The 24,013-nt window shown below is 64.5% G+C and carries 19 protein-coding genes; 9 read left to right on the top strand and 10 right to left on the bottom strand.

What is annotated here, in order from left to right; genetic code table 11:
- Positions 1-24: 24 nt before the first annotated feature.
- A complete protein-coding gene (locus GC162_16075) occupies positions 25-1,215 on the top strand; it encodes an aminotransferase class I/II-fold pyridoxal phosphate-dependent enzyme (GenBank protein MBI1370158.1) in 1,191 nt (396 codons plus the stop codon).
- Between the two features lie 19 nt (positions 1,216-1,234).
- On the opposite strand, the gene cadA is transcribed toward GC162_16075, so the two are convergent.
- A complete protein-coding gene (cadA, locus tag GC162_16070) occupies positions 1,235-3,145 on the bottom strand; it encodes a cadmium-translocating P-type ATPase (protein ID MBI1370157.1) in 1,911 nt (636 codons plus the stop codon).
- A 128-nt stretch (positions 3,146-3,273) separates the two neighbouring features.
- Here cadA and GC162_16065 point away from each other — a divergent pair, with 128 nt between their 5' ends.
- The 4 genes from GC162_16065 (at position 3,274) to GC162_16050 (ending at position 10,396) form a co-directional block, all read left to right on the top strand.
- Positions 3,274-4,308, top strand: coding sequence for a peptide chain release factor 2 (locus GC162_16065; GenBank protein ID MBI1370156.1), 1,035 nt, complete (start codon positions 3,274-3,276; stop codon positions 4,306-4,308).
- 212 nt (positions 4,309-4,520) lie between these two features.
- Positions 4,521-8,195: an indolepyruvate ferredoxin oxidoreductase gene (locus tag GC162_16060; protein ID MBI1370155.1), complete on the top strand. Its 3,675-nt coding sequence runs from the start codon at positions 4,521-4,523 to the stop codon at positions 8,193-8,195.
- Between the two features lie 27 nt (positions 8,196-8,222).
- The gene (locus GC162_16055; GenBank protein MBI1370154.1) at positions 8,223-8,429 is read left to right on the top strand and encodes a DUF3185 family protein; all 207 of its coding nucleotides are present in this window, start codon (positions 8,223-8,225) and stop codon (positions 8,427-8,429) included.
- Between the two features lie 188 nt (positions 8,430-8,617).
- Positions 8,618-10,396, top strand: coding sequence for an aminotransferase class I/II-fold pyridoxal phosphate-dependent enzyme (locus tag GC162_16050; GenBank protein ID MBI1370153.1), 1,779 nt, complete (start codon positions 8,618-8,620; stop codon positions 10,394-10,396).
- Here the strand turns inward: GC162_16050 and bioB are convergent.
- Genes bioB through GC162_16025 form a run of 5 tightly spaced genes read right to left on the bottom strand, consistent with a single transcriptional unit; the run spans position 10,383 to position 13,035 of the window.
- Positions 10,383-11,513, bottom strand: coding sequence for a biotin synthase BioB (gene bioB / locus GC162_16045; GenBank protein MBI1370152.1), 1,131 nt, complete (start codon positions 11,511-11,513; stop codon positions 10,383-10,385). The genes GC162_16050 and bioB overlap by 14 nt on opposite strands.
- A gap of 18 nt (positions 11,514-11,531) precedes the next feature.
- A complete protein-coding gene (locus tag GC162_16040; protein MBI1370151.1) occupies positions 11,532-11,870 on the bottom strand; it encodes a hypothetical protein in 339 nt (112 codons plus the stop codon).
- Between the two features lie 18 nt (positions 11,871-11,888).
- On the bottom strand, positions 11,889-12,182 hold the full coding sequence (locus GC162_16035; protein MBI1370150.1) for a hypothetical protein: 294 nt from the start codon (positions 12,180-12,182) through the stop codon (positions 11,889-11,891).
- 48 nt (positions 12,183-12,230) lie between these two features.
- Positions 12,231-12,440: a hypothetical protein gene (locus GC162_16030; protein MBI1370149.1), complete on the bottom strand. Its 210-nt coding sequence runs from the start codon at positions 12,438-12,440 to the stop codon at positions 12,231-12,233.
- A gap of 58 nt (positions 12,441-12,498) precedes the next feature.
- Positions 12,499-13,035 (bottom strand): hypothetical protein, encoded by a 537-nt coding sequence (locus GC162_16025; GenBank protein ID MBI1370148.1) that lies wholly within the window; start codon positions 13,033-13,035, stop codon positions 12,499-12,501.
- Between the two features lie 134 nt (positions 13,036-13,169).
- Here GC162_16025 and GC162_16020 point away from each other — a divergent pair, with 134 nt between their 5' ends.
- The gene (locus tag GC162_16020) at positions 13,170-13,901 is read left to right on the top strand and encodes a hypothetical protein (protein MBI1370147.1); all 732 of its coding nucleotides are present in this window, start codon (positions 13,170-13,172) and stop codon (positions 13,899-13,901) included.
- A 3-nt stretch (positions 13,902-13,904) separates the two neighbouring features.
- On the opposite strand, the gene GC162_16015 is transcribed toward GC162_16020, so the two are convergent.
- Positions 13,905-15,209 carry a histidine--tRNA ligase gene (locus GC162_16015; protein ID MBI1370146.1) on the bottom strand — a complete coding sequence of 435 codons (1,305 nt, stop codon included), beginning with the start codon at positions 15,207-15,209 and terminating at the stop codon, positions 13,905-13,907.
- Between the two features lie 12 nt (positions 15,210-15,221).
- Positions 15,222-16,046: a class I SAM-dependent methyltransferase gene (locus tag GC162_16010; protein ID MBI1370145.1), complete on the bottom strand. Its 825-nt coding sequence runs from the start codon at positions 16,044-16,046 to the stop codon at positions 15,222-15,224.
- A 584-nt stretch (positions 16,047-16,630) separates the two neighbouring features.
- Between GC162_16010 and GC162_16005 the strand changes: the two genes are divergently transcribed.
- Both GC162_16005 and GC162_16000 read left to right on the top strand, forming a co-directional pair.
- Positions 16,631-17,512, top strand: coding sequence for a methyltransferase (locus tag GC162_16005; protein ID MBI1370144.1), 882 nt, complete (start codon positions 16,631-16,633; stop codon positions 17,510-17,512).
- Between the two features lie 11 nt (positions 17,513-17,523).
- Positions 17,524-18,816: a CCA tRNA nucleotidyltransferase gene (locus GC162_16000; GenBank protein MBI1370143.1), complete on the top strand. Its 1,293-nt coding sequence runs from the start codon at positions 17,524-17,526 to the stop codon at positions 18,814-18,816.
- Here the strand turns inward: GC162_16000 and GC162_15995 are convergent, their stop codons facing one another.
- Positions 18,817-19,269 (bottom strand): hypothetical protein, encoded by a 453-nt coding sequence (locus GC162_15995; GenBank protein ID MBI1370142.1) that lies wholly within the window; start codon positions 19,267-19,269, stop codon positions 18,817-18,819.
- A gap of 149 nt (positions 19,270-19,418) precedes the next feature.
- Here GC162_15995 and GC162_15990 point away from each other — a divergent pair, with 149 nt between their 5' ends.
- Complete coding sequence (locus tag GC162_15990) at positions 19,419-23,612, top strand: PQQ-binding-like beta-propeller repeat protein (GenBank protein MBI1370141.1); 4,194 nt, start codon at positions 19,419-19,421, stop codon at positions 23,610-23,612.
- Here the strand turns inward: GC162_15990 and GC162_15985 are convergent.
- A complete protein-coding gene (locus GC162_15985) occupies positions 23,599-23,979 on the bottom strand; it encodes a hypothetical protein (GenBank protein MBI1370140.1) in 381 nt (126 codons plus the stop codon). The genes GC162_15990 and GC162_15985 overlap by 14 nt on opposite strands.
- Positions 23,980-24,013 lie beyond the last annotated feature (34 nt).

Below are 24,013 nucleotides of genomic sequence, written 5' to 3'. Positions count from 1 at the left end.
TTTTTTACGAAGCGCTGAAATCCCATGTTTGAGCACGTGACCACCGCGCCGCCGGACCCGATCCTCGGGCTCACCGACGCGTTCAAGGAAGATAAGAACCCGAGCAAGATCAACCTGTCCGTGGGCGTCTATCAGGACGCGACGGGCAAGACGCCGATCCTCCCGTCGGTCAAGGAAGCGGAAAAACGCCTGCTCGCCGGGGAGACCAGCAAGGGCTACAAGCCCATCAGCGGCGATCCTGTGTACGGTACGGCCGTGCAGAAACTCATGTTCGGCGAGGCCCATCCGGTCGTGACCGGCGGGCGTGCATTCACTGCTCATACTCCCGGCGGCACCGGCGCCCTGCGCGTCGCCGGCGACTACCTCGCCCGGCTCCACAACAAGCCGACCGTCTGGGTGAGCAATCCCACTTGGGCCAACCACAACGCGGTCTTTGAAGCGGCCGGGCTGAGCGTCAAGAGCTATCCGTATCTCGACAAGGCGCAGCGGGCGCTCGACTTTGACGCCATGATGGCGACGTTCAACACGATGGGCCCCGGCGACGTCGTGCTGCTGCATGGCTGCTGCCATAATCCCTCGGGCGTCGATCCGACGATCGAGCAGTGGAAAAAGATCGGCGAAACCCTTGCCAAGCGCGGCATCTTCCCGCTCGTCGATTTCGCCTATCAGGGCTTCGGCGACGGGTTGAGCGAGGACGCGGCGGGTCTGCTGGCCCTGTGCGAGCACGTCGATGAACTGCTCATCTGCTCGAGCTTCTCCAAGAACTTCGGCCTCTACAACGAGCGCGTCGGCGCGATCACGGCTGTGGCCAAGTCGCCTGAGCACATCAAGGCCGTGGCGAGTCAGATCAAGGTCACCATTCGCTCCAACTACTCCAACCCGCCCGCCCACGGCGCCGCCATCGTCACGACGATCCTCACCGACCCGGCCCTCAAGGCCCAGTGGGAAAAGGAAGTCGCCGAGATGCGAAGCCGCATCAACGGCATGCGCCACCTGCTCGTCGACACCCTCAAGGTCAAGGGCATCGCCCGCGACTTCTCGTTCATCATCCACCAGCGCGGCATGTTCAGCTTCTCAGGGCTCACCAAGGAACAGGTGCAGAAACTGCGCGACCAGTTCGCCATCTACATCGTCGGCTCCGGCCGCATCAACGTCGCCGGCATCACCGACAAAAACATCGGCCCCCTCTGCGACGCGATCAAGGCCGTACTCTGATGGCCAAGCCGCAAGCGGCTCAGAAATCCGTCAGCGATCTGGGCGGGATCGCCACGCGCAATGCGTTGGCGACCGCCAGCACGTCGATGACTTCCTGCGAAATGGCGCCGGCGACCGGCGGCAGGTAGCCGGCGGCGGCGATGAGCATGCCGACGATGCTCAGGGCCATGCCGCCGACGGCGCTTTGCAGCGCGATCGAGCGCATGCGCCGGCCGATGTGCATCAGCTCGTCCACTTTCTGTAGTGACGTATCCATGATCACGGCGCCGGCGGCCTGCGTGGTCACATCGCTGTGGGACCCGAAGGCGATGCCGACGGTGGCGGCGGTCAGGGCGGGGGCGTCGTTGATGCCGTCGCCGAGGAAAACCGTCGGCGATTGGGCCGCCGCGTCACGCACGATGGCGACCTTCTGCTCAGGGCTTTGAGCGGCGTACACCTGCGTGATGCCCACACGATCCGCGAGGTATTGGACTTCCGATTCGCGATCGCCGCTGACAAGCAGCACGTCATCGAAATGATGCTTGGGGCCAAGGTGATGAATGAACGACCGGCCCTCCGTGCGGGGCTCGTCACGGAAGCGATACGTGGCGGCGTACTGATCGTTGACGAGTACGATGCACTCAAGCCCCGCCGCCTGTTCGGGCAAGACGGCGAGCAATGACGGATTGGTGCGGGCGAGCAGCGAGCGGCTGGTGATGGTGACGGTGTGGCCATCGACCTGCCCGCGCAATCCCTCGCCGGGCTTTTCGCTGATGTGACGGACGGTCTGACGCGGAAGATGCTCGGCGTCGGCGGTCCGCACGACGGCCTCGGCCAGCGGATGCTTGGAGTAACGCTCAAGGTCCGCGACGAGTTTAAGCACCTGGGCGCGGTCGGAGCCGGGGGCGACAAGTTGTTCGGTCAGCTTCGGCTCGCCGTAGGTCAGTGTGCCGGTCTTGTCGAAAATGGCGGTGCGGCAGGTGTCAATTTTTTCGAGGACGACGGGGTCGCGGATGATGATGCCCCTCCGGGCGGCGAGGGAGATGGACCCGATGATGGCGACGGGAATGGCGATGAGGAGCGGGCAGGGCGTGGCGACGACGAGGACGGCGAGGAATCGGACGGCGTCGCCGCTGATGATCCACGCGGCGATCGCCAGCAGCACGGCGGCGGGGGTGTACCACGCGCCAAGCTGATCACCGAGGCGGCGCAGCTTGGGGCGGTGCTGCTCGCTTTCGCGCATGACCTGCATGATCTTGGCGTAGCGCGAATCGATGGGCAGTTTCGCGGCGCGGATGACCAGTGCGGATTCGCCGTTGATGGAGCCGGAGAGGACTTCGGACCCGGGGGTTTTGCTCATCTGGTACGGCTCGCCGGTCAGGTAGGACTCGTCCATGACGCCGTGGCCCTCGAGGACTTCGCCGTCGACGGGGGCGATTTCGTGGGGGTAGATGGCGATGGTGTCGCCGACGGCGATCTGATCGAGCGGGATGTCGATCATCTGTCCATCGGTGCGGCGGTGCGCGACGGCGGGCATGCGGCGGGCCAGAGCGCTGAGCACGCTGGACGCGCTGGCGACGGCGTAGCCCTCGAGCGTTTCGCCGCCGCTGAGCATGAGCACGACGAACGTGCCGGCGAGGTATTCGCCGAGCACGACGGAGGTGACGATCGAAATGCCCGCCAGAAGATCGGAGCCGAACTCACCGCGGAACAGTTTGCCGAGCAGTTCGAGCACCAGCGGCGTCCCGCCCAGCGCCAGCGCGATCCACAAGGGGACTTCATTTTCCGGCGGCGTGATGTGCACGGCGAAACGCAGCACCAGATGCGCCGCGATCGCGATGAGGGCGATCACGGCAATGATCGGCTGACGGCGTTGCCAGAGTGCGGCCAGAAGCGGAGTCATGCCGATATGGTACGCGAGGCGGCGGCGGATATGACATGGCCGCCTCATACGGCTATTATCTGGCCTCACCCGACCGGAGCGACGGACCATGGCACGCGAAAACGTCAGGGCGGACATCGACAACCTGCAGGCGCGGATTTTAACGATCCGCGACTCTCTTTAACCTCGACAAACGCATCGCCCGGCTCGGGGAACTGGAAAAAATGATGGAAGCGCCCGACTTCTGGAACAACCAGGAGTCGGCCCAGAAAACTGTCGCGGAGCTTAAAACGCTCAAGGCGATGATCGACCCCGTGAAGAAAATCACCGCGGAGGTCGAGGATGTCGGCGTGCTGTTTGAGCTGGCGGAGGAAGAGGGCGATGCGGCCACGAAGACCGAGGTGGAGAGCAAGCTCGACGAGATTGAATCCCGCATGGACGCGGTGGAAACGCAGGCGCTTCTGAGCGGCAAGCATGATCATCGCAACTGCTTCCTGTCGATCTACGCCGGCGACGGGGGGACGGAGGCCAATGACTGGGCGGAGATGATGCTGCGGATGTACCTGCATTATTTCCAGAGTGCTGGATTCAAGGTCGAAGAGCTCGACAAGCACATGGGCGAAGAGGCGGGCATCAAGGATGTGACGCTGCACGTCGTCGGGCCTTATGCGTACGGGTACATGATCTGCGAGCGCGGGACGCATCGACTGGCGCGGGTGAGCCCGTTCAATTCGCAGGGCAAGCGGCAGACGAGCTTCGCGACGGTCGACGTCGTCCCCGAGCTTGAGGACAACGATATCGAGGTGGACGAAAAGGAGTGTGATATTGAGTTCTTCGTCCGCGCCAGCGGACCCGGCGGGCAGAACGTCAACAAGGTCGCCACGGCTTGCCGCATCCTGCATCGCCCGTCGGGCATCACCGTCGTCTGCTCCAACGAACGCAAGCAGATGCAGAACAAGAAGCAGGCGCTGGCGATCCTTCAGGCCAAGCTCGAGCAGCTTGAGGAGGAGCGCCGCGAGGCCGAGCGTCACTCGGAGGCGGGCGGCAAGCTCGAGATGGGATGGGGCACGCAGATCCGCAGCTACGTGTTCTACGACAACCGGGTCAAGGACATGCGGACGGGCTACGAAGTGGGGAACCCGATGCGCGTGATGGACGGGGATATTCAGGGGTTCATCGACGCGGAGCTCCGCCGGCGGCAGAAGGCGAAGCAGACGGAAGCGGCGAAATAGCGGGCTTCGGCGGGCGTGTAAATCATTGTTATGGCGTCATTTGGCGATTCGGTCGGATTTTGCTGGCACGGTCCGGCTTCCCGTTCGTACAATATGGGTTAACAAGCGATGGATCGCGGTGGGGAAGACGGGGTGCGTGGCCCCACATACCGCCAACGTGCCGCGGCGCGTGATCAGTGATGCCGGGCCCGGCGGTGTCTGGACGGAGCTTCATGAAACTGGACCTTCGATTCACCCTGGAAACGGGGCGAGAAATATTCACCGGCAACGAACTGCTGGTGAAGGGCGCGCTGGAGACCGAAGGCGGGGTTCACCTGCTGACCGGCTACCCCGGCTCGCCCATCGCCGGTTTCTTCGACGCCTGTCAGCGGGCCAGTCCGCTGCTCGTCGAGCACGGCATCGTCGCGCGCATCGCCAACAACGAGGCGCTCGCCATGGCGATGGCCAACGGGTCGCAGATGGCCGAATGCCGCACGATCGCGGCGCAGAAGAGCGTCGGGCTGCATGTCGCCTCCGATGCGCTGTCGCTGGGCGTACTGGCGGGAACGAAGGGCGACGGCGGGGTGCTGGTGGTGTGCGGCGATGATCCGTGGTCGGACTCGACGCAGGTTCCGGCGGACAGCCGGTTCATGGCGGAGCATGTTCGCATGCCGATGCTCGAACCGTCGAGTCCGCAGGAAGTCAAGGATTGGGTGGACATCGCGTTCAAGCTCGGCCGGGCAGGGCAGATTTACATCGGGTACATGATGACCGTCGCGATGGCCGACGGCGGGGGCTCCGTCTTCGTGCGCCCCAATCGCTACCCGCAGATCAATACCTTTCACCGCACCACGCTCAGTTACGAAAAGGACATCAGCCGCACGCTTGATCAGTTCGTATTACTGCCGCCGCGGACGTGGCAGCGCGAGCTGGCCATGCCCCAGCGACATGCGGCGGTGTGCGCCGCGGCACGCGATCTGGGCGTCAATCGCATCGAGCACAAGCCCCAGCGCGGCGAAGTGGCGCCGATGGGTTTCGCCGCTTCGGGCGTCGGGTATGCATATCTGGTGCAGGCGCTGGAGGAGATGGGACTGACCGGTCGACTGCCCATACTCAAACTCGGGCTCAGCTACCCGGTCGACGAAGTCCTCGTCCGGGATTTCGCCGCTCAGGTGGATCAGATCATCGTCATCGAGGAACGCCGCAGCTTCGTCGAACGGCAGATTCAGTCGATTCTCGCGCCGCTCGTCCAGCGCGGGCAGTCGCGCACGCAGGTCTGGGGCAAGAAGTTCCCGCGCGAACTGCCCGGCATCCCCGCTTCGCGCGGCCTGCATCCGTCGATCCTCATCGAACGCCTGTCCCTGCTCATCAAGGAACACCCCACGCTCCCGATCGAGATGACCAACGGTCGGCTCACGCGCGAACTGGACCGCATCGAACTCACCGCCGCCGCCGTCACCCCCGCTTCGGAGCGTTCGCCGACCTTCTGCCCCGGTTGCCCGCATCGCGATTCGTCGGATGTGCTCCTGGAACTGCGGCGCGACCTGCTCGACGCCCAGTACATGCACCGCATGTACAAGCTGCCGCCGATCGATCTGGTCGCGCATGGCGACACCGGCTGTTACTCGATGCTGATGTTCGAGCCGAACAAACCGCTGATGCATAACTACAGCGGCATGGGCCTCGGCGGGGCGACCGGCAGCGGCATCGATCCGTTCATCACCAACAAGCAGATCGTCTTCATGGGCGACGGAACCTTCTTCCACTCCGGCCAGATCGCCATCAGCCAGTCGATCAACACCGCGCAGGACATCACGTACATCATCCTCGAAAACAAGACCACCGCGATGACCGGTCATCAGGGCCACCCGGCTGTCGAGACCGATCTGATGGGTCAGCCGATGACCGCGCTGGACATCGAGCGGGTCGTGCGCGGCATGGTGCCCAAAAAGCACAAGCGCGATGTGCGCGTCATCCGCATGAACCCCGAGGATCGGCCCGCCTACCGCGAGGCGCTCGAAAGCGCGATTCTCGCCGGCGGCGTGAAGATCGTCATCGCCGACAAGGAATGCGGCATCACCGCGCAGCGCCGCGTGCGGCAGACCGAGCGGGCGGAGGAACGCGAAGCCGGTTACCTCGCCAAAAAGACTTTCATGAACGTGGCGACCGAAGTGTGCGAAATGTGCCTGGAGTGCACGACGCAAACCGGTTGCCCGGGACTGACGCATGTCGAGACGGATTACGGACCCAAGATGCAGACCGATGCGTCATGGTGCGTCAACGACGGCGCCTGCGGGCGGATTCATGCCTGTCCGAGCTTCGAGCAGGTGACGATCACGCGTCAGACGCCGCCGCGCCGCAGCGATGAGTTCGTCGATCTGGCGGACATCCCCGAAGCCCCGCGCCCGATTCATGCGGATCAGAAATACTGGCGGGCGTATCTGGCGGGCGTCGGCGGGATGGGCATCGGCGTGGCGACGGAGATTCTCGTCAGTGCCGGTCACGAGATGGGCTACCACGTTCAGTTCCTCGACAAGAAGGGCATGGCCATCCGCAACGGCGGCGTGTTCAGCCAGATCCTCTTTACCCGCGACGACAAATCCGGCGCGACGCCCGTCATCCCCTACGGCAAGGCGGACCTGCTGCTGGCGGTCGATGCGCTGGAGGGCACACGCGCGATCGATCCGAAATACGGCTACCGCGTCGGCGCTCCCGACGCCACCGCCGCGCTCATCAATACCGCCAAGACGCTGACGATTCCCGCGCTGATGGGCAAGGATGATTTCGACGTGCCGAGTCTGGAAGCGACGATCCGCAAGCAGACGCATCCGGAGCGCTACCTGTCGTTCAACGTCGGCGATCTGTGCGAACGGCTGCTCGATTCCAAGCTGTATGTGAACATCATGATGCTCGGCATGGCGTATCAGGCCGGCTATCTGCCGCTGAAGATCGAAGCCATTGAAAAAGCCATCCGGCGCACCGTGAGGCGGGACGATTTGGATCGCAATCTCCGCGCATTCCACATCGGCCGCAAGATCATCGTCCGCCCGGACCTGTTCATCGTCCAGTTCGCCCACGAAGTCGAAACCCCGCGTCAGGCCCTTCGCCGCAAGGCCAACATGCTCGCCGCGCAGTTCGGGTGGTACTCCAAACGCCGCGGCGAGCGCTACGCCCGCCGATTCCGCCTCTTGATGCTTCAGACGTTCCGCGCCACGCGCGGCTCCAAGGTCGACAATCCACTGCTGCGCGATGTGATCATCCGCACCTATGACTGCATGATCTGGGGCGGCGTCGCCTACGCAGAGCGCTACTGCAAGCGCCTTGTCGAAGTGTTCAAGAAGGACAGCCACGCCGATGGTTTCGCACTCACGCGGCAAGTCGTCTGGAACCTCGCGAAGGTGATGCTCATCAAGGACGAGGTGTACACGGCGGCGCTTTTGACGAGCCCGGAAAAATACCGGCGCGATCAGCGCCGCTTCAAGGTCAACACCGCCCGCGGCGACACCATCTCGTATCGCCATCTCAATCGCCCCGAGTTCGTGATCTTCGGATGGAAGTGGCGCTTCGGATGGCACAGCCGCGACTGGCAACTGGCGGCGCTGGCGCGATGCCGCTGGCTGCGCGGGCTCATGCCCAAGTGGCACCGCTCCGAAAAGCAGTTCCGCGCGTGGTACGAACAGCTTGTCGATCAGGCCGAGTGGGACACGCCCGCGCAGTACCGCAAATGGCTCAATGCCTTGTCCACCCCGGTGTCCGTGACGGGCTTCCGCGAGGTGCGCTATCCCAAGCAGGAGGCCGCCAAGGCCCGCGCCGCCGCCGCGCTGGCCGGCGTCGAGGAGGACACGCCGATCGAACCCCGCGTCAATGTCAGCTTGTCGGACCGCATCCTCACCGGCCCGCGCCTATAATGAGCGTGCAGGGATTGTGAGGTTCTTATGACCAAGCCCCTGGGTTTGGCCCTACTGGTCATCGGCGTCGTGCTGCTGGTGATGGGCATCGGTGCGAACGATTCAATCGCATCGAAACTTTCCAACTTCTTCACGGGCTCCCCAACGGACAAGACCGTCTGGCTCATCGGCGCGGGCATCGTCTGCGCGATCGTGGGCGGCGGGTCGTTGCTGATGGGCGGGCGAAAGGCCTGATCGGACTGGGCATCGGATGTACGCATGCCGTGCATCCGATGCCGGTCCGGGTCCGGTTTCCCGACAGATGACGGAAGGAGATGATGCGCGCAAGCGGTGGTGCTTGCGGAGGATATCGTTTTGCCTGAATCGGGCATGGAAATTGAAATCCGTCATTCGGATTCAATTTCCTGATTCAGGAGCCGGCCATGATTCGTTCGATGCAGGACGCGGTGAAGTTGACGATCGCGATGGCGGAGGCGGACGAGCGCGAGGCGATTTACCGCCTGCGGCACGAGGTCTACGCACGGGAGTTGGGTCAGCATGCGGTCAACGAAGCGGGGCGGCTCACCGATGCGCTCGATGACTTCAATCACTACATTACGGCGCGCGAGGGCGACCGGTTGTGCGGGTTCGTGAGCATCACGCCGCCGGTCAACGCGGCGACCGGGGAGCCGGCGCGTTATTCAATCGACAAATACCTGAAGCGCGACGAACTGCCGTTCATGCTCGACGACGGCGCGTATGAAGTGCGCCTGCTGACGGTGCCTCGGGAGGAGCGGCATGGTTACGCGGCGGGGCTGCTGATGTGGGCGGCGCTGCGGTGGATCGAAGCGCGCGGCGGGACACGCGTCGTCGGCATCGGCCGGCGGGAGGTCATGGAGCTTTACCAGCGCGTCGGGCTTGAACCGGCGGGCATTGAAGTGCGCAGCGGCCAGGTGAGGTTCGAATTGATGAACGCCACGATCCAGTCGCTGCGCCGTTCGGCGGAGCGTTTTGGTCCGCGGCTGGCGCGAATGGCGCATCGCGTCGTCTGGCGGATCGACGCGCCGTTCGCGGCGGCGCATGAGCCGGACGAGTGTTACCACGGCGGGGCGTTCTTCGAGGCGATCGGGCCGGGGCTCGACAAGCTGGAGCGGCGGCATGCGGTGATCAATGCGGATGTACTCGATGCGTGGTTCGATCCGTCGCCGCGCGTGGTGGAGGCGGTGACGGCGTGTCTGCCGTGGATGATGAAGACCTCGCCGCCGACGGGGTGCGAAGGCATGGTCGAAGCGATCGCGCGCCATCGCGGCGTCGCAGCGGCGAACGTACTGCCGGGGGCGGGGTCGAGCGACCTGATCTTTCTGGCGCTGCGGCACTGGCTGAATCCGTCGTCGCGTGTGCTGATTCTCGAGCCGATGTACGGCGAATACGCGCACGTGCTCGAGAAAGTCATCGGCTGCCGGGTCGACCGGTTCGCGCTCGATCGCGAACACGGATATGCGATCGATGTCGGTGCGCTTGCTGAGCAGGCGTCGCGCGGGTACGAGCTGATCGTGCTTGTGAACCCCAACAGCCCGACGGGCCGGTTCGTCGAGCGCGGAGCGATGCGGGAGCTGGTGCGTCATGTGCCGGCGTCGACGCGCGTATGGATCGACGAGACGTACATCGAGTACGCCGGTCCGGGTCAGTCCATGGAGCGGATCGCGGCGGGGAGCGAGAACATCGTGGTGTGCAAGTCGATGTCGAAGGTCTGGGCCCTTTCGGGGATGCGTGCGGCGTATCTGATCGGACCGGCGGGCGTGGTACGCGAGCTTCGGCGGATCACGCCGCCGTGGGCGGTGAGTCTGCCGGGTCAGGCGGCGGCGATCGCGGCGCTGAAAGATGAGGCGTACTACGAATCGCGATGGCGGCAGACGCATGCACTGCGCGACGAGCTGGCGGCGGCGCTGCGGGAGCGGCTTGGGTGGGACGTGCTCGACGGGTGCGCGAATTTTCTTTTGTGTCATCTGCCGGCTGGGGGACCGGCGGCGAAGGCGGTCGTCGCGCGGTGCCGTGCGGAAGGGCTTTACCTGCGGGACGCATCCAACATGGGCGCGACGCTCGGGGAGCACGCGATTCGGATTGCGGTCAAGGACGAAGCGACGAACGGACGGATGGTGGAGATTTTGGAGGGGCCCACGGTGGAACACCGTGGGCTTCGGGCTGAAATCAGGAGCGTTTGACGGAGATTTTGAGCGTGGTGCGCATTTCGGGGACGGCGGCGTCAGTAGTTGGATGGACGTCGCGCTGCGGATGATCAAGGAAGCGGCGCAACTCGGCGGGGAGCGCATCGGGTTGATCGAACACGGGGCGATACCCGGCGTCGAGGATCATCTGCAAAGTTTCGGAGGCGCCGGAGCCCTCGGTGAGCAGGTAGCCGTCCATGAAAAGCGAATTGGCCGGTGCGAGGGCGAGCGGCTGAAGCGAACGCAGATGCACTTCGCGCCCGGCGGCGACGCGCACCTCGGCGGTCGGGTTCACGAGCCGGACCATGCACAGAATGCGCAGGACGAACTGGGGATCGAGCGGCTTGCCGCCGGAGGTCGGATGATTGACGCGGTTGCCGTCGATGGGCAGCAGGAAGTTGACGGGAATCGACTCGGCGCGGATGTCGCGCAGGGCGTAGACGACGTCGAGCAGGTCGTCGTAGGTTTCATCCATGCCGACGATGAGCCCGCTGCACACGCCGATGCCGGCGCGCTTCGCGGCGGCGAGCGTGTCGGTGCGGTCGTCGTAGGTATGCGTGGAGCAGATATCGGGGTAGTGTCGGCGGGAGGTGTTGAGGTTGTGATTGAGGCGATCAAGACCGGCGCTTGCGAGGCGCTGGGCCTTGGCATCGTCGAGGAGGCCGGCGGAAAGACAGGTGCGCATGCCCATCGCCTTGATCTGCGCGATGGCGTCGCACATGTGATCGACATCGCGGTCGTTGGGCCCGCGTCCGGACAGGGCCATGCAGAAGCGATAGGCCCCGCGCTGCTGCGCCGCGGCGGCGTCGGCGACGATGGCGTCGACGCTCTTGAGCTTGTAGGGCGCGATGGGGGCTTCGGAATCCTTGGACTGCCCGCAGTATCCGCAGTCTTCGGGGCAGGCGCCGTTGCGGACGTTGTCCAGAACGTGGATCGTCACGGTATCGGCGAAGTAGTGTCGGCGGACCTGCCCGGCGGCATGGAGCAGGGGCAGGAGATCGACGCCGCGGCCATGAATAATGGCCGCGGCGTCGTCACGGTCGATCGCTTCGTTGGCGAGCCCGGCCGCGGTCCATGCGGCAAGGGCATCAACAGGCGTGGTGCTCAAGGTCATGGCAAAAACTCGCTGGGCTCAGCGCGGCACGCGCTTGACGCCGCCGGCGCCCTGCCCGGTGTTCTGGGCCCAGACCTCGAACGCTTTGGCCACATCCATGTCGCCCAGCAGCTCGATCGTCTTCTTGTTGGGATCGAGGACGTAAGCGAGCAGGCGGGCCTGCTTGGAGTCGAGCACGTAGACGATGTCGGTGTCGGCGCGGTAGCGCGTCGAGAGCATGGTGGTGAAGTCCTTGTGCACGACCATTTCGGCGTGGGCCGGCTGGACGAGCGTCTGCGAGGACTGGACCAGCAGCAGAGCGGTGAGAACGATGGCGGAGGCGATCAGTGCGTAGCAGGCGGTTTGAACGCGTGTCATGGTGAATGCTCCTTGTGCTCAGCGGCCGCCCACGGGGGCGAAGTCGCTGCCGATGTTGCGGGCGGCGGTGGGGACGATGGCCTTGCGGTTCACGTCATAGTTGACCGCCATCATCAGCCCGTTGTTCATGTCGGTGATGTAGACGGTGCTGGTTTCATGGCCGGGCGTATAACCGGACACCATGACGTAGTCGCCGGCGCGGTTGCCGCCGAGCTGGGCCTGCGCCGCGGGGGGATTGAAGCTGACGAGCCCGAGGGCCAGCAGCAGCACGAGGTTCAGGACGATGAGTCCTCCGAGACTTCTGCGATTCATGACCGGCTCCTTGATGAGAAAGGATGGATCGTGCGCACCAGCGACGATTCAGTCCTGGTGAGTTCTTCCGGATGATTTCCATGCACCGAAGCAGACGATGATCATGAGTCCGACGACGATGCCCCAGGGGATGTAGACCTCGCCGGCCGACGCGTTGGGAGGCGGACCGGGCTTGGGGGGGATTTGTGCGAAGCATTGAGAAGCGGCGAGGAGAATCGTCGCCGCGAAGCCGAATGTCATCCGCCGTATCAGTTGCATATGCATGATGATACGCTTGGGGTGAGGGAGTGTAAACAGGCGCCGCGCGGCGCCTCGCTCATTTAGACGTACGGCCGCCGGTTCGGTTCGCGCCGTTGAGCATCGACATGAGCGGCATGGCCCGATCGTTGAACACGCTCGCCGGCACGTGCACCGTGTTCCACTTGGGGCTACGCTCGGTCATGTGCTGGGCATACTCCCGCACGCGCATCGCCAGTACGGCGTACCAGCGCCCGCGGTGCTCGTAGATTTCATGAAACAGCGCATCGGGCGGCTGGGCCTCGCACCAGAACAGGAACACCAGCGCCGCCTCGAAACCCGTACCGAACACTTCCTCCCATTGCAGCAGGTCGGTGACGTCGTCGTGCGTGACCCAATTGTCGAGCTGACGCCGACTGCGACCCGAATGCTTGCGGCCTTTGACATCGACCAGCAGGTTCGGCCCGTTCTCCGCGTAAACCACGAAATCGAAGCTCTTGAGCTTGCGCGCCCCCTGCATCGCCTTCTTCGCCTCGTCCACCGCCACGTACGGAATCGCCTTCGCCCGAAGGTAATGCTCGAACGCCCCGTCATAATGAAATCGGCGCTGGGCCATGCCAAGAGTGTCGCCGCGATGGCGTCGCTTCACAAGGTCCGAACCGCCGCGAATTTCGTTTACATCCGCGACGGGCTGTGATAGATTGACCTTATCAGGGTCCGGTCGTTCGGGAATCAAATGAAGGGTGAGTCATGAAGACTTGCATGAAGCTGGCGCTGCTGTGGGGCAGTCTCATCTGGTTCGGCACGCCGCCGCAGACCGCCATCGCCGTCGACGTGCCCGTGACCAACGGCGGATTCGAGACGAACGAATCGATCGGCGGATTGCTGCCGTCGATGTTCGGCGATTGGGACGGCGATGCGTCGGTGATCGTCGGCGCCGAGAACGGCATCACGCCGCACGGCGGGTCGAAGATGCTCAAGTTCAACCTCACCGCGTTCAATTCCTTCGGCGGAACCAGCGCCGATGTCATCACGCTCGTCGACCTCGCCCCCTTCAGCGCCGACATCGCCACCGGCGAAGCCGTCGTCCACGCTCAAGCGTTCTTCAATCGCATCCTCGGCACCAGCACCACCGATACCGAATTCCTCGTGACGATCTCCGCCTTTTCCGGCTCGCCTTCGAGCTTCCCCGCCGACAGCGGTTCGCCCCTCGCGTCCGGCAACAACTTCATCATCTCCGACGGCGACACGAGCACATGGGAAGCCGTCGATGTGAATCTGCTTTTGCCGACGGCGACGACATACCTCGCCCTGACAATTTCCGCGCCGGAGAACATCAGCCCGTCGGGCTTGCCGGAACTCGACGGGCATTATGCCGATGATGTGACGCTCTTGCTGTCGGTGCGGTCCGCGCTGACGCCCGAGCCGACCGCGATGATCATGTTTGCCGCGCCGATGTTCATCATGTTTCGCCGGCGGTGAGACTCACCGATTCAGGAAGCTGATCAGGTCGCCGCGGCGCACGGTCGTCTGATCGCCCGAGGCCATGTCCTTCACGCTCACCTCGCCGCTGTCGAGGGTTTTGGCGTCGACGATGACGGCGAATTTCGCCCGGCACGCCGCGGCGTCCTTGAGCAGTTTGCCCACATTCGTCGTCGTCTTGTAGCTGAAGCGCGCGTGCATCCCCGCCCCGCGCAGCTCCGACACCAGCGGCGTCACGCGCTCGCGCGCCGCTTCGTCGGCCGTCATGACAAACACATCGACCGGCGGCGCGACGTCGGCGGGTATCAGCCCCTTGTCCTCGAGCACATGACGCAGCACGACGTCGCCCATGCCGAAGCCCACGGCCGGCGTCGGCGGGCCGTCGAACAGCTCGATCAGCTTGTCGTATCGCCCGCCGCCGGCGACCGCCCGCAGCGCCCCGCTGGTTTCGTGAATCTCGAACACCGTCCCCGTGTAGTACGCCAGCCCGCGCACGATGCCCAGGTCGTATTCGCACCACTCCGCGATGCCGAACGCCCGAAGCTGCGCATGCAGCGCCGCCAGATCCTCCAGGTCCTTGTCCGGAATGCCGAACTGCGAAGCGATCTCGCCCCATGCCGCATCGCTCGCCACGCGCATCCGCGCCACCTGATTGAACCGCTCGATCGTGCTCGCGTCGAGGCCCAGTTCGCCCGCCGCCTTCGTGAACTCGTCGGGCAGCATCTTCTCGCGCCGGTCCAGCAGCACGAACGCATCGACCACCTTGTCCTCCCGCACGCCCAGTCGCAGCAGAATCCGCCGCACGACATCGCGGTGGCTGATCTTCACTTTGACATGACGCGGCTCAAGGCCCAGCGCGCGGAGCAGATCGACGGCGGTAAAAATCACCTCGGCATCGGCGGCGGGCGTGTCGAGGCCGAGCATGTCGATGTTCCATTGAAGAAACTCGCGCAGCCGGCCCTTCTGCGGGCGCTCGGCGCGACAAAGATTCGGCACGCAGAACCACTTGATCGGCTTGGGCAACGCATTGGCCTTCGCCGCCACCATCCGCGCGAGCGTCGGCGTGAACTCCGGCCGCAACGCGTACATCGTCTCTCCGCCGGTCCGCTTGAAGTGGAACAACTCGCTCACGATCCCGTCGCCGCTCTTGACCTTGTACAGATCGAGCGTCTCGAAAATCGGCCCGTCCACTTCCTCGAATCCATTCCGCACCGACACCGCTCGCCATATGCCTTCCAAGTGACGCCGCCATGCCATCTCGGCGGGGTAGAAGTCACGCGTGCCCTTGGGTGCCTGAAACTTGGCCATGTCTGTATCGTCCTATTTGACCGCCACCAGGTATGCGATCCATGCCGCGTCCGCCGGGGCGAATTTACGCTTGCGGAACACGCCCGTCCCTTCCCCGTCCGCGTCCTCGTCCTCCCAGTACACGTCGACCGCCGTGAACCCCGCTTCCAGCAGCAATTCGTGCACCTCCGGAATCGTCCACAGTCGCCAATCGTATTCGAACGCCCCGGTCATTTCGCTGCCGTCCTTGAAGCGGAAGTGAATCTGAAACAGGACGTCATTGGTGATCGGGTTGAAGCATTTCTGGTCCCACACATACGTGAAACCCTTCTTCCGCGTCGTCTCCACGTGATCGTCCTGCAACAGCTCCGACCCGCCCATCATGTCCAGCACCATCAGCCCTTCCTCTTCCAGATGGGCGCATGCCGCCTTGAAATATTCAAGAAGTTGCTCGCGCGACTTGAAGAGCCAGAACGAAAAGTTCTGCGCCGCGAGCACATCCGCCTTCTCGCCGTCGATCGTCCGCACATCGTCGAGGATCAACCGCACACGCGATTGTTCTTCCTGACTCAGCGGATCAGTCAGATGCTTCCTGCCCCATTCGACCGGCTCGGGATCGAGGTCGACGCCGATGGCGCGCCGGCCGGGGCGACGGTGGACCCACTCGTAGCAGATCGCCGCCGTGCCGCAAAAGTCCTCGCGCAGCGTCTGCGGCGGCCGCTTGTACTCCGCCTTGAACACACGATCGAAGAACTTCACCTCGACCGACGGCTCCTGCACCGAGGCGAGATACAACTGGTATTTGTCCGCCTGCGACGCGAGCGTCCGGCGGCGATGCTTCTTTGTTCGGGATGGCATCGCGGCAATGTAGCAATTCATCGCGCCGCCGTCGACACGCCTTGACGTCATGCCGATCGCGCGACAAAGTGGTCGCCCATGACCCAGGCCCGACACGCCGAGAAACACGCGCTCTACGAGACAGCCGTGCAGCAGCCGATCGTCGTCATCGGTTTCATCGAGGAGATCTTCGCGCAGATGATCGGCCGCGAACCGCTCGTCCTGCGCGAAGACTTTTGCGGCACGGCGTACCTGTCGAGCACATGGGTCCGCAGCCGCCCGGACCGCAAGGCCGTCGGCGTGGACATTGACGCCAAAGTGCTGCGCTACGCCCAGCGCCATCACCGAAAGCCCCTCGGCGATGCGGCCGGTCGCCTGACGCTCGTCGAATCCGATGTGCTCGCCTGTCGCGCCAGGGCCGATGTGCTCGCGTCGCTCAATTTCTCGCACTGCATCTACAAGACGCGCGACGCGATGGTCAAGTACCTGACCCATGCCCGCCGCCGACTCGCCGACGATGGCGTCATGATCCTCGACATCTACGGCGGCCCCGATGCGCAGGAACCCTGCCTCGACAAACGTCGCTTCGGCGATTTCGTCTACGAATGGGAGCAGCAGTCCTTCGACCCCATCACCGCCGACGTCGTCAACCATATTCACTTCCGCTTCCCCGATGGCTCCGCCAGGGAACGCGCGTTCACCTACCGCTGGCGCCTCTGGACCCTCCCCGAACTGCGCGAAATGCTCGAACAGGCCGGCTTCACTCAACTGCACATCTGCTTCGAATCCGAAGACGGCTACATCGAAGAACCCACCGCCGGGGCCGCCGACGCCTGGGTCGCTTATCTAATCGCGTACGGTTGACGAGTGAATTGTTAGAATGCGGAAGAGTCATGCGCATCATTGCCGGTACATTTCGTGGTCGTCGGCTCATCGGGCCGTCGGATGATTCGACGACGCGGCCGATTACGGATCGCGTCAAGCAGTCGCTGTTCGATCGCCTCGCGGCGGAGGGACGGCTTGAGGACGCGGTCGTGGCGGACCTGTTCTGCGGCACCGGGTCGATGGGGCTCGAATGCATGTCGCGCGGCGCGGCGCATGTCACATTCGTCGACCGCGACCGGGATGCGATCCGCCGGCTCAAGGAGAATCTCGCGACGCTCGAGGTGACGGATCGCGCGACGGTGCTGAGCGTCGATGCGCTGAGCGCGGGGCTGGTCGAGATGCTGCGCCGCCGGCCGTGCGGGCTCATCTTCGTGGACCCGCCGTATGCGATGATGTACGAAGCGGCGGGGCGGTCGCGCGTGTACGCCCAGGTCGGCCGGCTCGCGGCGGCGTGCGGCGACAATGCGGAACTGGTGCTGCGGGCGGAGCGGCACATTCAGCTTGAATCCGTCGACGGCTGGCCCGAGCCCGTGATGCACAATTACGGGTCGATGTCGCTGCATCATTATCTGAAGCGGGCACGCGCGGGCGAGGAAAGTTAAACTACCGGGCGATGGCCGAGGACGCCCCACAACCCGTCGCGCGACAACATCGCTCCGCCGCTCAGCGCGCGGTGCAGGTCCTCCAATGGGAAGGGCACGCAGCGTACTTCGCCGGCGGGTGCGTGCGCGATCAGCTCATGGGCCACGATCCGTCCGACTACGACGTCGCTACCGACGCCCCGCCCGAAAAAGTCCTCAAGCTCTTCCAGACCGCCCGCCTCGTCGGACAGGCGTTCGGCGTCGTCATGGTCAAAGTCAATCACTGCTGGATCGAAGTCGCCACCTTCCGCAGCGAGTCCGGCTACTCCGATGGCCGGCGCCCCGACGCCGTCGAGTTCACCGACGAGAAGACCGACGCGCAGCGCCGCGACTTCACCATCAACGGCCTGTTCTTCGACCCCGTCGCCGACCGGGTCATCGACTACGTCGATGGGCAGCACGACATCGAGCGCCGGCTGATCCGCGCGATCGGGCTCCCGGCCGAACGATTCGCGGAAGATTACCTGCGCATGCTGCGCGCCGTGCGCTTCGCCGCACGGTTCAACTTCGAGATCGACCCCGCCACCGCCGAGGCGATCAAGCTCAACGCGCCGAATCTCGCCAAGATCAGCCGCGAGCGCATCGGGGCGGAGGTGCAGATGATGTTCGAACATCCGGGGCGCACGCACGCCGCCCGGTTGATCGACGAACTGCACCTGGATCAGCCCACGCTCAACGGGCGCACGGTCGATCGCGAACCGATCTGTCTTTCACTGCTCGATGAGTGGGCGGATTTCCCGACGGCGCTGGCGGCGTGGCTCATCGACCGGAACCTCGAGCCGCATCGACCCAACGGGCTTGTCGAAATGATCGACGCGCTGGACCGCATCAAGGTGGTGCAGATCGTGCGGCGGTGGCGCAATGCGCTGATGCTCTCCAACGAGGTGCGCGATGCGCTGAGCGAACTGCTTTTGAATCTGCCGCGGGTGCTGATGTGGTTCGATCTGAACGTGGCGCAGTCGAAGCGGCTGCTGGCGCGGGACGACTGGCCGCGGCTGCACCGGCTGATGAAGGCGGCGATCGGGCTTTGCACGGAGCCGGCGTTTGAGATGGACAAGTTCGAGGCACAGATGGCGGCGTATCAGGCGGCGGGGGTCGCGCCGACGCCGCTCTTGTCGGGCGACGACCTGATCGCCGAGGGCATGACGCCCGGGCCGATCTTCAAGCAGATTCTCGACCGGGTGTACGATGCGCAGTTGTCAGGCGCGATCGCGACGGGCGAGGAGGCGATGACGATGGCCAAGTCGCTGGCGAAGGAAGGGTGATCAGCGGCTGGCGCCGGGGGTTGCGGGGTTGTCGACGAATGTGAGTTTCATGGGCAGGGGGACCTGCGAGTAGCTGGTGTTGGCCAGCTCGCGGGTGATGTCCATGTTGTACTGATACCAGTGCAGGGTCAGAGCGACCATGACGAAGACGAGTCCCCAACTGGCGACTTCGGTGATGCGGCGATGGCGGACTTTCAGGAGCAGGCCGATGGTCAGGCCCATCGTGCCGAACTTGAAGAGCATGAGTCCGAGGATCGAATTGGCGCGGATGAGGTAAGCGCCGATGGGGTTGACTTCGTCCATGCCGATGCTGGTCAGGTGCATGATCGTGGCGTAGAGGTCGCCGAGGCCGAGGATGACAAGCAGTGCCATGAGGATGACGACGCGGCGTCCGCGGCTGCGGAGGGAGGGGTGCAGATGCAGGGGCGTCACGCTGTGAACTTCGTCAGACATCATTCCCGATCTCCAGTTTTCACAACTTCACAAACGCCGGCGACAGGTGGCCCCGCAAGGCCCGATCCAGGTTGATATCGTCCGAGTTGGGGTAGAACTGTAATTGGGGTTGTCGAAGAGGGGCCGATAAGCCGATACAATCAAATGCCATGCGAAGATCGACAGACAGGCGTTGCGGCCGGTTGTTGTTGCGATGGTTGGTGCTGATCGCGGTGGTGTGCCTGCCGGTCGGTCAAGCCGGTCGCGTGCGGGGTGCGGACGTTTACGTTCAGGATTCGCCGGCGGCGGCGGAGCTGTTGGAGACGGCGCGCGACCGGGTGAGCAAGGGCGAGCTGGACGAAGCGGCCCGCATGGTGCAGAAAATTTTCGATGAGCACGGCGGGAAGCTCCTGGAACTGGGCAACGGTTCCTACAGCGAGTCGCGCCGCGTCGCCGCCAAATTTCTGAATGACAATCCGCCGCTGCGCGATCTGTATCAGCAGCTTTACGAACCGGCGGCGAAGGCCGCGCTTTCGGAAGCGGGGTCGGATCCGACGAAGCTGACGGAGGTGCTGCATCGCTATCCGCTGACGCAGTCGGGGTTGGAGGCGGGGCTGCGGCTGGCGGGGCTGGCGCTGGAAAGCGGCGCGGCGGATGCGGCGTCGGTCGTGCTCGCGCAGCTCGCGGATCATCCATTGCGGGGCAAAGACGAACTGACATGGAACCAGCTTCAGGCGGCCAGCGCGATTCTTCAGGGCGATGCCAATCAGTTTCGCGCCTCACGGGCGATGATTGAGAAGTCGGGCAATACGGCGGCGCTGCGACAGCTTGACGAACTGGCGGCGGCGGTGACGCCGCGGCGCGAAACGGCGGCGATGACGCCGTTGGACCCGCAGCCGGCGGCGCATCCGCCGACGGACATCAGTAAGCCCCTGTGGCGCGTCGACATCGGCGGGGCGGAGCGCTACCTCGTCGATCAGTACCAGACGGATCGCGCCCAGATCGACAGCGCGGCGGAGGAGGGACGCTACCTCAACATTCTGCCGCTGGTGTCGGACTCGATGCTGTTCATCAATGACGCTCATACGCTCTACGCACTGGAGCCCAGCAGCGGGCGGGAAATCTGGCGGCGGACGGCGATCGAAATCGATGAGGACACGCAGTCGGTGGCGAGGCCGTACAGCCGGTGGCTGCCCTATGGGGTGGACATGAACCTGGCGGCGGTGTCGGAGGATCGGCTCGTCGCGGTGTGCGGGTTCAGCGCGATGGTGACGAACTACATGTACTTCCGCACGCCGGCGGAAAGCCAGCTTGTCTGCGTCGACGCGCGGACGGGGAAGCTGCTCTGGTCGCGGTTGCCCGACGAGATCGACAACGATGCGGACGGGGGCTTCTGGTACGGCCGGCCGATCGTTTCGCGCGGTCGGGCGTATGTGACGCTTCGCCGCCGGCAGCGCACGCAGTTTCAGGATGTGTACGTCGTCGCCGTCGATCTGCGGAACGGCGACATGCTCTGGAAGCGCCATCTTGCCTCGACGGCGATGTCGGATCGGAACATGGTGCCGAGTCTTTCGCATATGACGCTGCGCGAGGGGTATCTGTATGTCGATTCGAGTCTGGGCGCGGTGGCGAAGGTGTCGGCGGCGGACGGGTCGATCGACTGGCTGACGCTGGTGCCCATCAATGAAGATCAGACGCTTCAGTCGACGCATTATCCCTGGGACGCATCGGCGCCGGTCATCACGGCGGCAGGGGTGATCGTCTACGACGACTGGGCGGGGCTTATCCGCGTGTTCGACCCGGGCACGGGCAAGGTCACGCAGAGTTTCCCGGCGGCGCGCTGGGGCTCGCCGCGCTATCTGAGCAAGTTCGGGTCCGACGTGCTGGCGGTCGGTTCGAACGTCGGCCGGTTCAACGGGCGCACGCTCGATCCGATCTGGATGTACGAGTCGCGCATGTCGACGATGGTGGGCCGCGCTGCGATTGCGGGCGATCAGATGTATCTGCCGGTGGGCGATCACCTGGAGCTGTTGAATCTGACGGACGGCAAGCTGGTGACGCGCATGAATGTGCCGATGCCGGCGAGCGTGCTGGCGATGGACGGACAGCTTGTCACGGTCGACCGCACGGGCGTGAGCAGCTATTCGAGCTGGGCGGTGGCGTCGGAGCAGCTTCACAAGCGTGCGGCCGATCATCCTGACGACGCCCGGCCGTGGATGGCGCTGGCATGGCTGGCCCTGAACAATCAGCGGCTCGACACGCTGACGGACGCCATCGACAAGGCCGTGGCGATCGTCACGGCTCAGAAGCCCGGCGAGCGCGGCGGCGAATTGTTCGATCAGCTTCTGGCGATGACCGAGCAGGTCGACGCATCCAATCACGAATTGCGTCAGCAGCTTTTCGATCGCCTGGCCGCGGTGACCAGTTCGCCGGATCAGGAAGTGACGTATCGATTGGCGCTGGCGAAGCATTTTGAATCGCTGCACAACATCAAGGACGCCATCGAGCAGTATCAGACGATTCTCGCGGAACCGACGTATCGCCGGCGTCTTTACACGCATGACAACGGCTCGCGCCAGGCGGGGCTCGAGGCGCAGCGGCGGCTGACGGCGTTGATCGGGCAGGCGGGGCGCGAAGCGTATGCGCCTTACGAGGCGTTTGCGGATCAGCGGCTTAAGGAACTGGCGAATCAGACGGACGCGGAGGCGCTGATCGAACTGGCGGAGGCGTATCCGTTGTCGACGGTCGCGCCGCAGGCGTTGATGCTGGCGGCGGAGCGGACGGCTTCAGCGGGCAACGGACGCGAAGCGGTCGCACTGCTCCGTCGTGCGTCGCAACTCACCACTGACGAAGCAATGCTCGGCAAGCTGTACGGCCGGCAGGCGGAGCTTTTTGAAGCGGCGCAGCAGCCCAACCGGGCGCGGCGCGTGCTGCGGAGTCTGACGGCGGCGCATCCGGGGGTGCAGCCGGTCCGCAAGGGTCAGCCGGTCGATGCGGTGGCGTGGATGAAGGAACTGGCGCAGTCGGCGGTGTCGCTGGGCGCGATGACGCGCATCAACCCGCCGTTCACGGGCAACGTCATGACCTTCGACGGCGAAGTGCTCGAGCCCATCCAGCAGGACCCCGATGCGATGCCCGCCTCGACGATTCTGCTGCGTCTGCCGGAGGCGTTGCAGTTACGGCGGGCGACGGATTTGTCGGTGGTGTGGACGCGGCCGCTGGAGGGCGAAGAGGAAGTGCAGCTTCTGTCGATGGACCGCAATCAGGTGTGGTTGTGGTACCCGGATTCGCAGCGGATGGCGATGCTGTCGGCGAGCGACGGGACGCTGGCGTGGCATGAGGATGAGGTGTCGCAGAAGTTGGCGGCGATCAATGCGCCCGAGCGTGCACGGACGCCGCAGGAAGCGCAGTTCCGGCGGATGATCGGGCCGGGCATCGGCGTGGTGAAATTGCAGTTGGGCGGGGCGCTGCGTCAGCAGCTTGAGGCGGAGCCGCAGCGTGAGCCGGGGCCGATGGTGGCGATCAGCGATCTGGCCATCAGCGTGGTCGATCCGCGCGGGCGCATCGTGGTCTTCAACGCGGACAACGGCAAGGTGCGCTGGCAAGCGGCGAGCATCGTGCGCAAGGCGGACCTGATCCGCATGGACAGCCGGTACCTGATGATCTGCGGGACGGACGAAGACGAGGCGCCGCTGCTGTGCGTCTACGACGCGAACACGGGCCAACTCATTCACAAGCTGCTCAAGGCGCATAACCAGAACATCACATGGATGGGCCTGACCGACGAGAGCGAACTGCTTTACATCAGCTCGATGCAGATCGAGGCGTTCGATCTGAACCGGGGGCAGTCGATGTGGGTGAGCGAGCCGGGCGTGCGGATGGTCGGTGCGGACGGGGCGTGGCTCGGGTCGGACCGGTTGGCGGCGATGACGCAGGACGGCGACCTGTTGTGGATCGATCTGGCGGACGGGCGGGTGATGAACCGGCTGCCGCTCCGTGACACGCTCAACGCGCCGCTGACGGTCACGTCGGACATGGACACATGGATGCTTGTCGGCGCCAACGGTTGCGTCGTTGCGGGGGATGACGGCGTGGTGAAGTGGCGCGACGCGGTGACGGAGCCGCACCAGTTCGTCAGTGCATCGTTGACGGATCGTTACGTCGTGCTGCTGGCGGCGCCGGCGGACGGGCAGTTCACCGACCCGCATGCCCGCCGGCTCTACTTCCTCGATCGCAACGGCGGGTCGATTCAGTTCGATCAGGCCATCAGCGCCGGCGGACCGCTCTATCGCATGAACATCCTCGATGGCAAGCTGCTGCTGGGCGGACAGAACGTCACGGCGGCCCTGTTCAGCGCGCCCTGACCGGCGGGGCGTTGAGCAACACCGGCAATTCCGTCAGATCGTGCACCTCGGTGGTGATCGTCGGCGACGGCGGGGGGATGACACCGTGCGCCGGCGGCACATACAGCACCGAGTCCCACTCGCCCAGGTAATTTTTCTCCACGCCGAACGCCGCCCAATCCGTCAGCCATCCGCGGTTGGACGTCAGATAGCGGAAGCAGTACTTGCCCGGCGGGAGCTTGAGGTGGCAGACGAAATGGTTGAGCGCCGCCGGGTGCATCGGCGTCTGCGACCGCGACCACTGATTGAAATCGCCCACGAGACACACCCACCGTGCCCCCGGGCAGCGCAGATCGAATCGCCACCGATCGCCCTTGCGTTCCACCATGAACCGGGCCTTTCAGTTGTCGGTATGCCTCTGC

The sequence above is a fragment of the Planctomycetota bacterium genome (genome assembly GCA_016125255.1).
Lineage (GTDB): Bacteria > Planctomycetota > Phycisphaerae > Phycisphaerales > Zrk34 > RI-421.
This window is presented reverse-complemented; position numbering and strand designations above follow the sequence as displayed.

What these genes read in the sequence shown, in the direction of transcription:
- GC162_16050 (MBI1370153.1), top strand. Translation starts at nt 8,618, where the DNA reads ATGATTCGTTCGATGCAGGACGCGGTGAAGTTGACGATCGCGATGGCG.
- GC162_16010 (MBI1370145.1), bottom strand. Translation starts at nt 16,046, where the DNA reads ATGCCATCCCGAACAAAGAAGCATCGCCGCCGGACGCTCGCGTCGCAG.
- GC162_15990 (MBI1370141.1), top strand. Translation starts at nt 19,419, where the DNA reads ATGCGAAGATCGACAGACAGGCGTTGCGGCCGGTTGTTGTTGCGATGG.
- GC162_16035 (MBI1370150.1), bottom strand. Translation starts at nt 12,182, where the DNA reads ATGAATCGCAGAAGTCTCGGAGGACTCATCGTCCTGAACCTCGTGCTG.
- GC162_16020 (MBI1370147.1), top strand. Translation starts at nt 13,170, where the DNA reads ATGAAGACTTGCATGAAGCTGGCGCTGCTGTGGGGCAGTCTCATCTGG.
- GC162_15995 (MBI1370142.1), bottom strand. Translation starts at nt 19,269, where the DNA reads ATGTCTGACGAAGTTCACAGCGTGACGCCCCTGCATCTGCACCCCTCC.
- GC162_16000 (MBI1370143.1), top strand. Translation starts at nt 17,524, where the DNA reads ATGGCCGAGGACGCCCCACAACCCGTCGCGCGACAACATCGCTCCGCC.
- GC162_16040 (MBI1370151.1), bottom strand. Translation starts at nt 11,870, where the DNA reads ATGACACGCGTTCAAACCGCCTGCTACGCACTGATCGCCTCCGCCATC.
- GC162_16060 (MBI1370155.1), top strand. Translation starts at nt 4,521, where the DNA reads ATGAAACTGGACCTTCGATTCACCCTGGAAACGGGGCGAGAAATATTC.
- GC162_16025 (MBI1370148.1), bottom strand. Translation starts at nt 13,035, where the DNA reads ATGGCCCAGCGCCGATTTCATTATGACGGGGCGTTCGAGCATTACCTT.
- cadA (MBI1370157.1), bottom strand. Translation starts at nt 3,145, where the DNA reads ATGAGGCGGCCATGTCATATCCGCCGCCGCCTCGCGTACCATATCGGC.
- GC162_16055 (MBI1370154.1), top strand. Translation starts at nt 8,223, where the DNA reads ATGACCAAGCCCCTGGGTTTGGCCCTACTGGTCATCGGCGTCGTGCTG.
- GC162_16015 (MBI1370146.1), bottom strand. Translation starts at nt 15,209, where the DNA reads ATGGCCAAGTTTCAGGCACCCAAGGGCACGCGTGACTTCTACCCCGCC.
- bioB (MBI1370152.1), bottom strand. Translation starts at nt 11,513, where the DNA reads ATGACCTTGAGCACCACGCCTGTTGATGCCCTTGCCGCATGGACCGCG.
- GC162_16075 (MBI1370158.1), top strand. Translation starts at nt 25, where the DNA reads ATGTTTGAGCACGTGACCACCGCGCCGCCGGACCCGATCCTCGGGCTC.
- GC162_16005 (MBI1370144.1), top strand. Translation starts at nt 16,631, where the DNA reads ATGGGAGCAGCAGTCCTTCGACCCCATCACCGCCGACGTCGTCAACCA.
- GC162_15985 (MBI1370140.1), bottom strand. Translation starts at nt 23,979, where the DNA reads ATGGTGGAACGCAAGGGCGATCGGTGGCGATTCGATCTGCGCTGCCCG.
- GC162_16030 (MBI1370149.1), bottom strand. Translation starts at nt 12,440, where the DNA reads ATGCAACTGATACGGCGGATGACATTCGGCTTCGCGGCGACGATTCTC.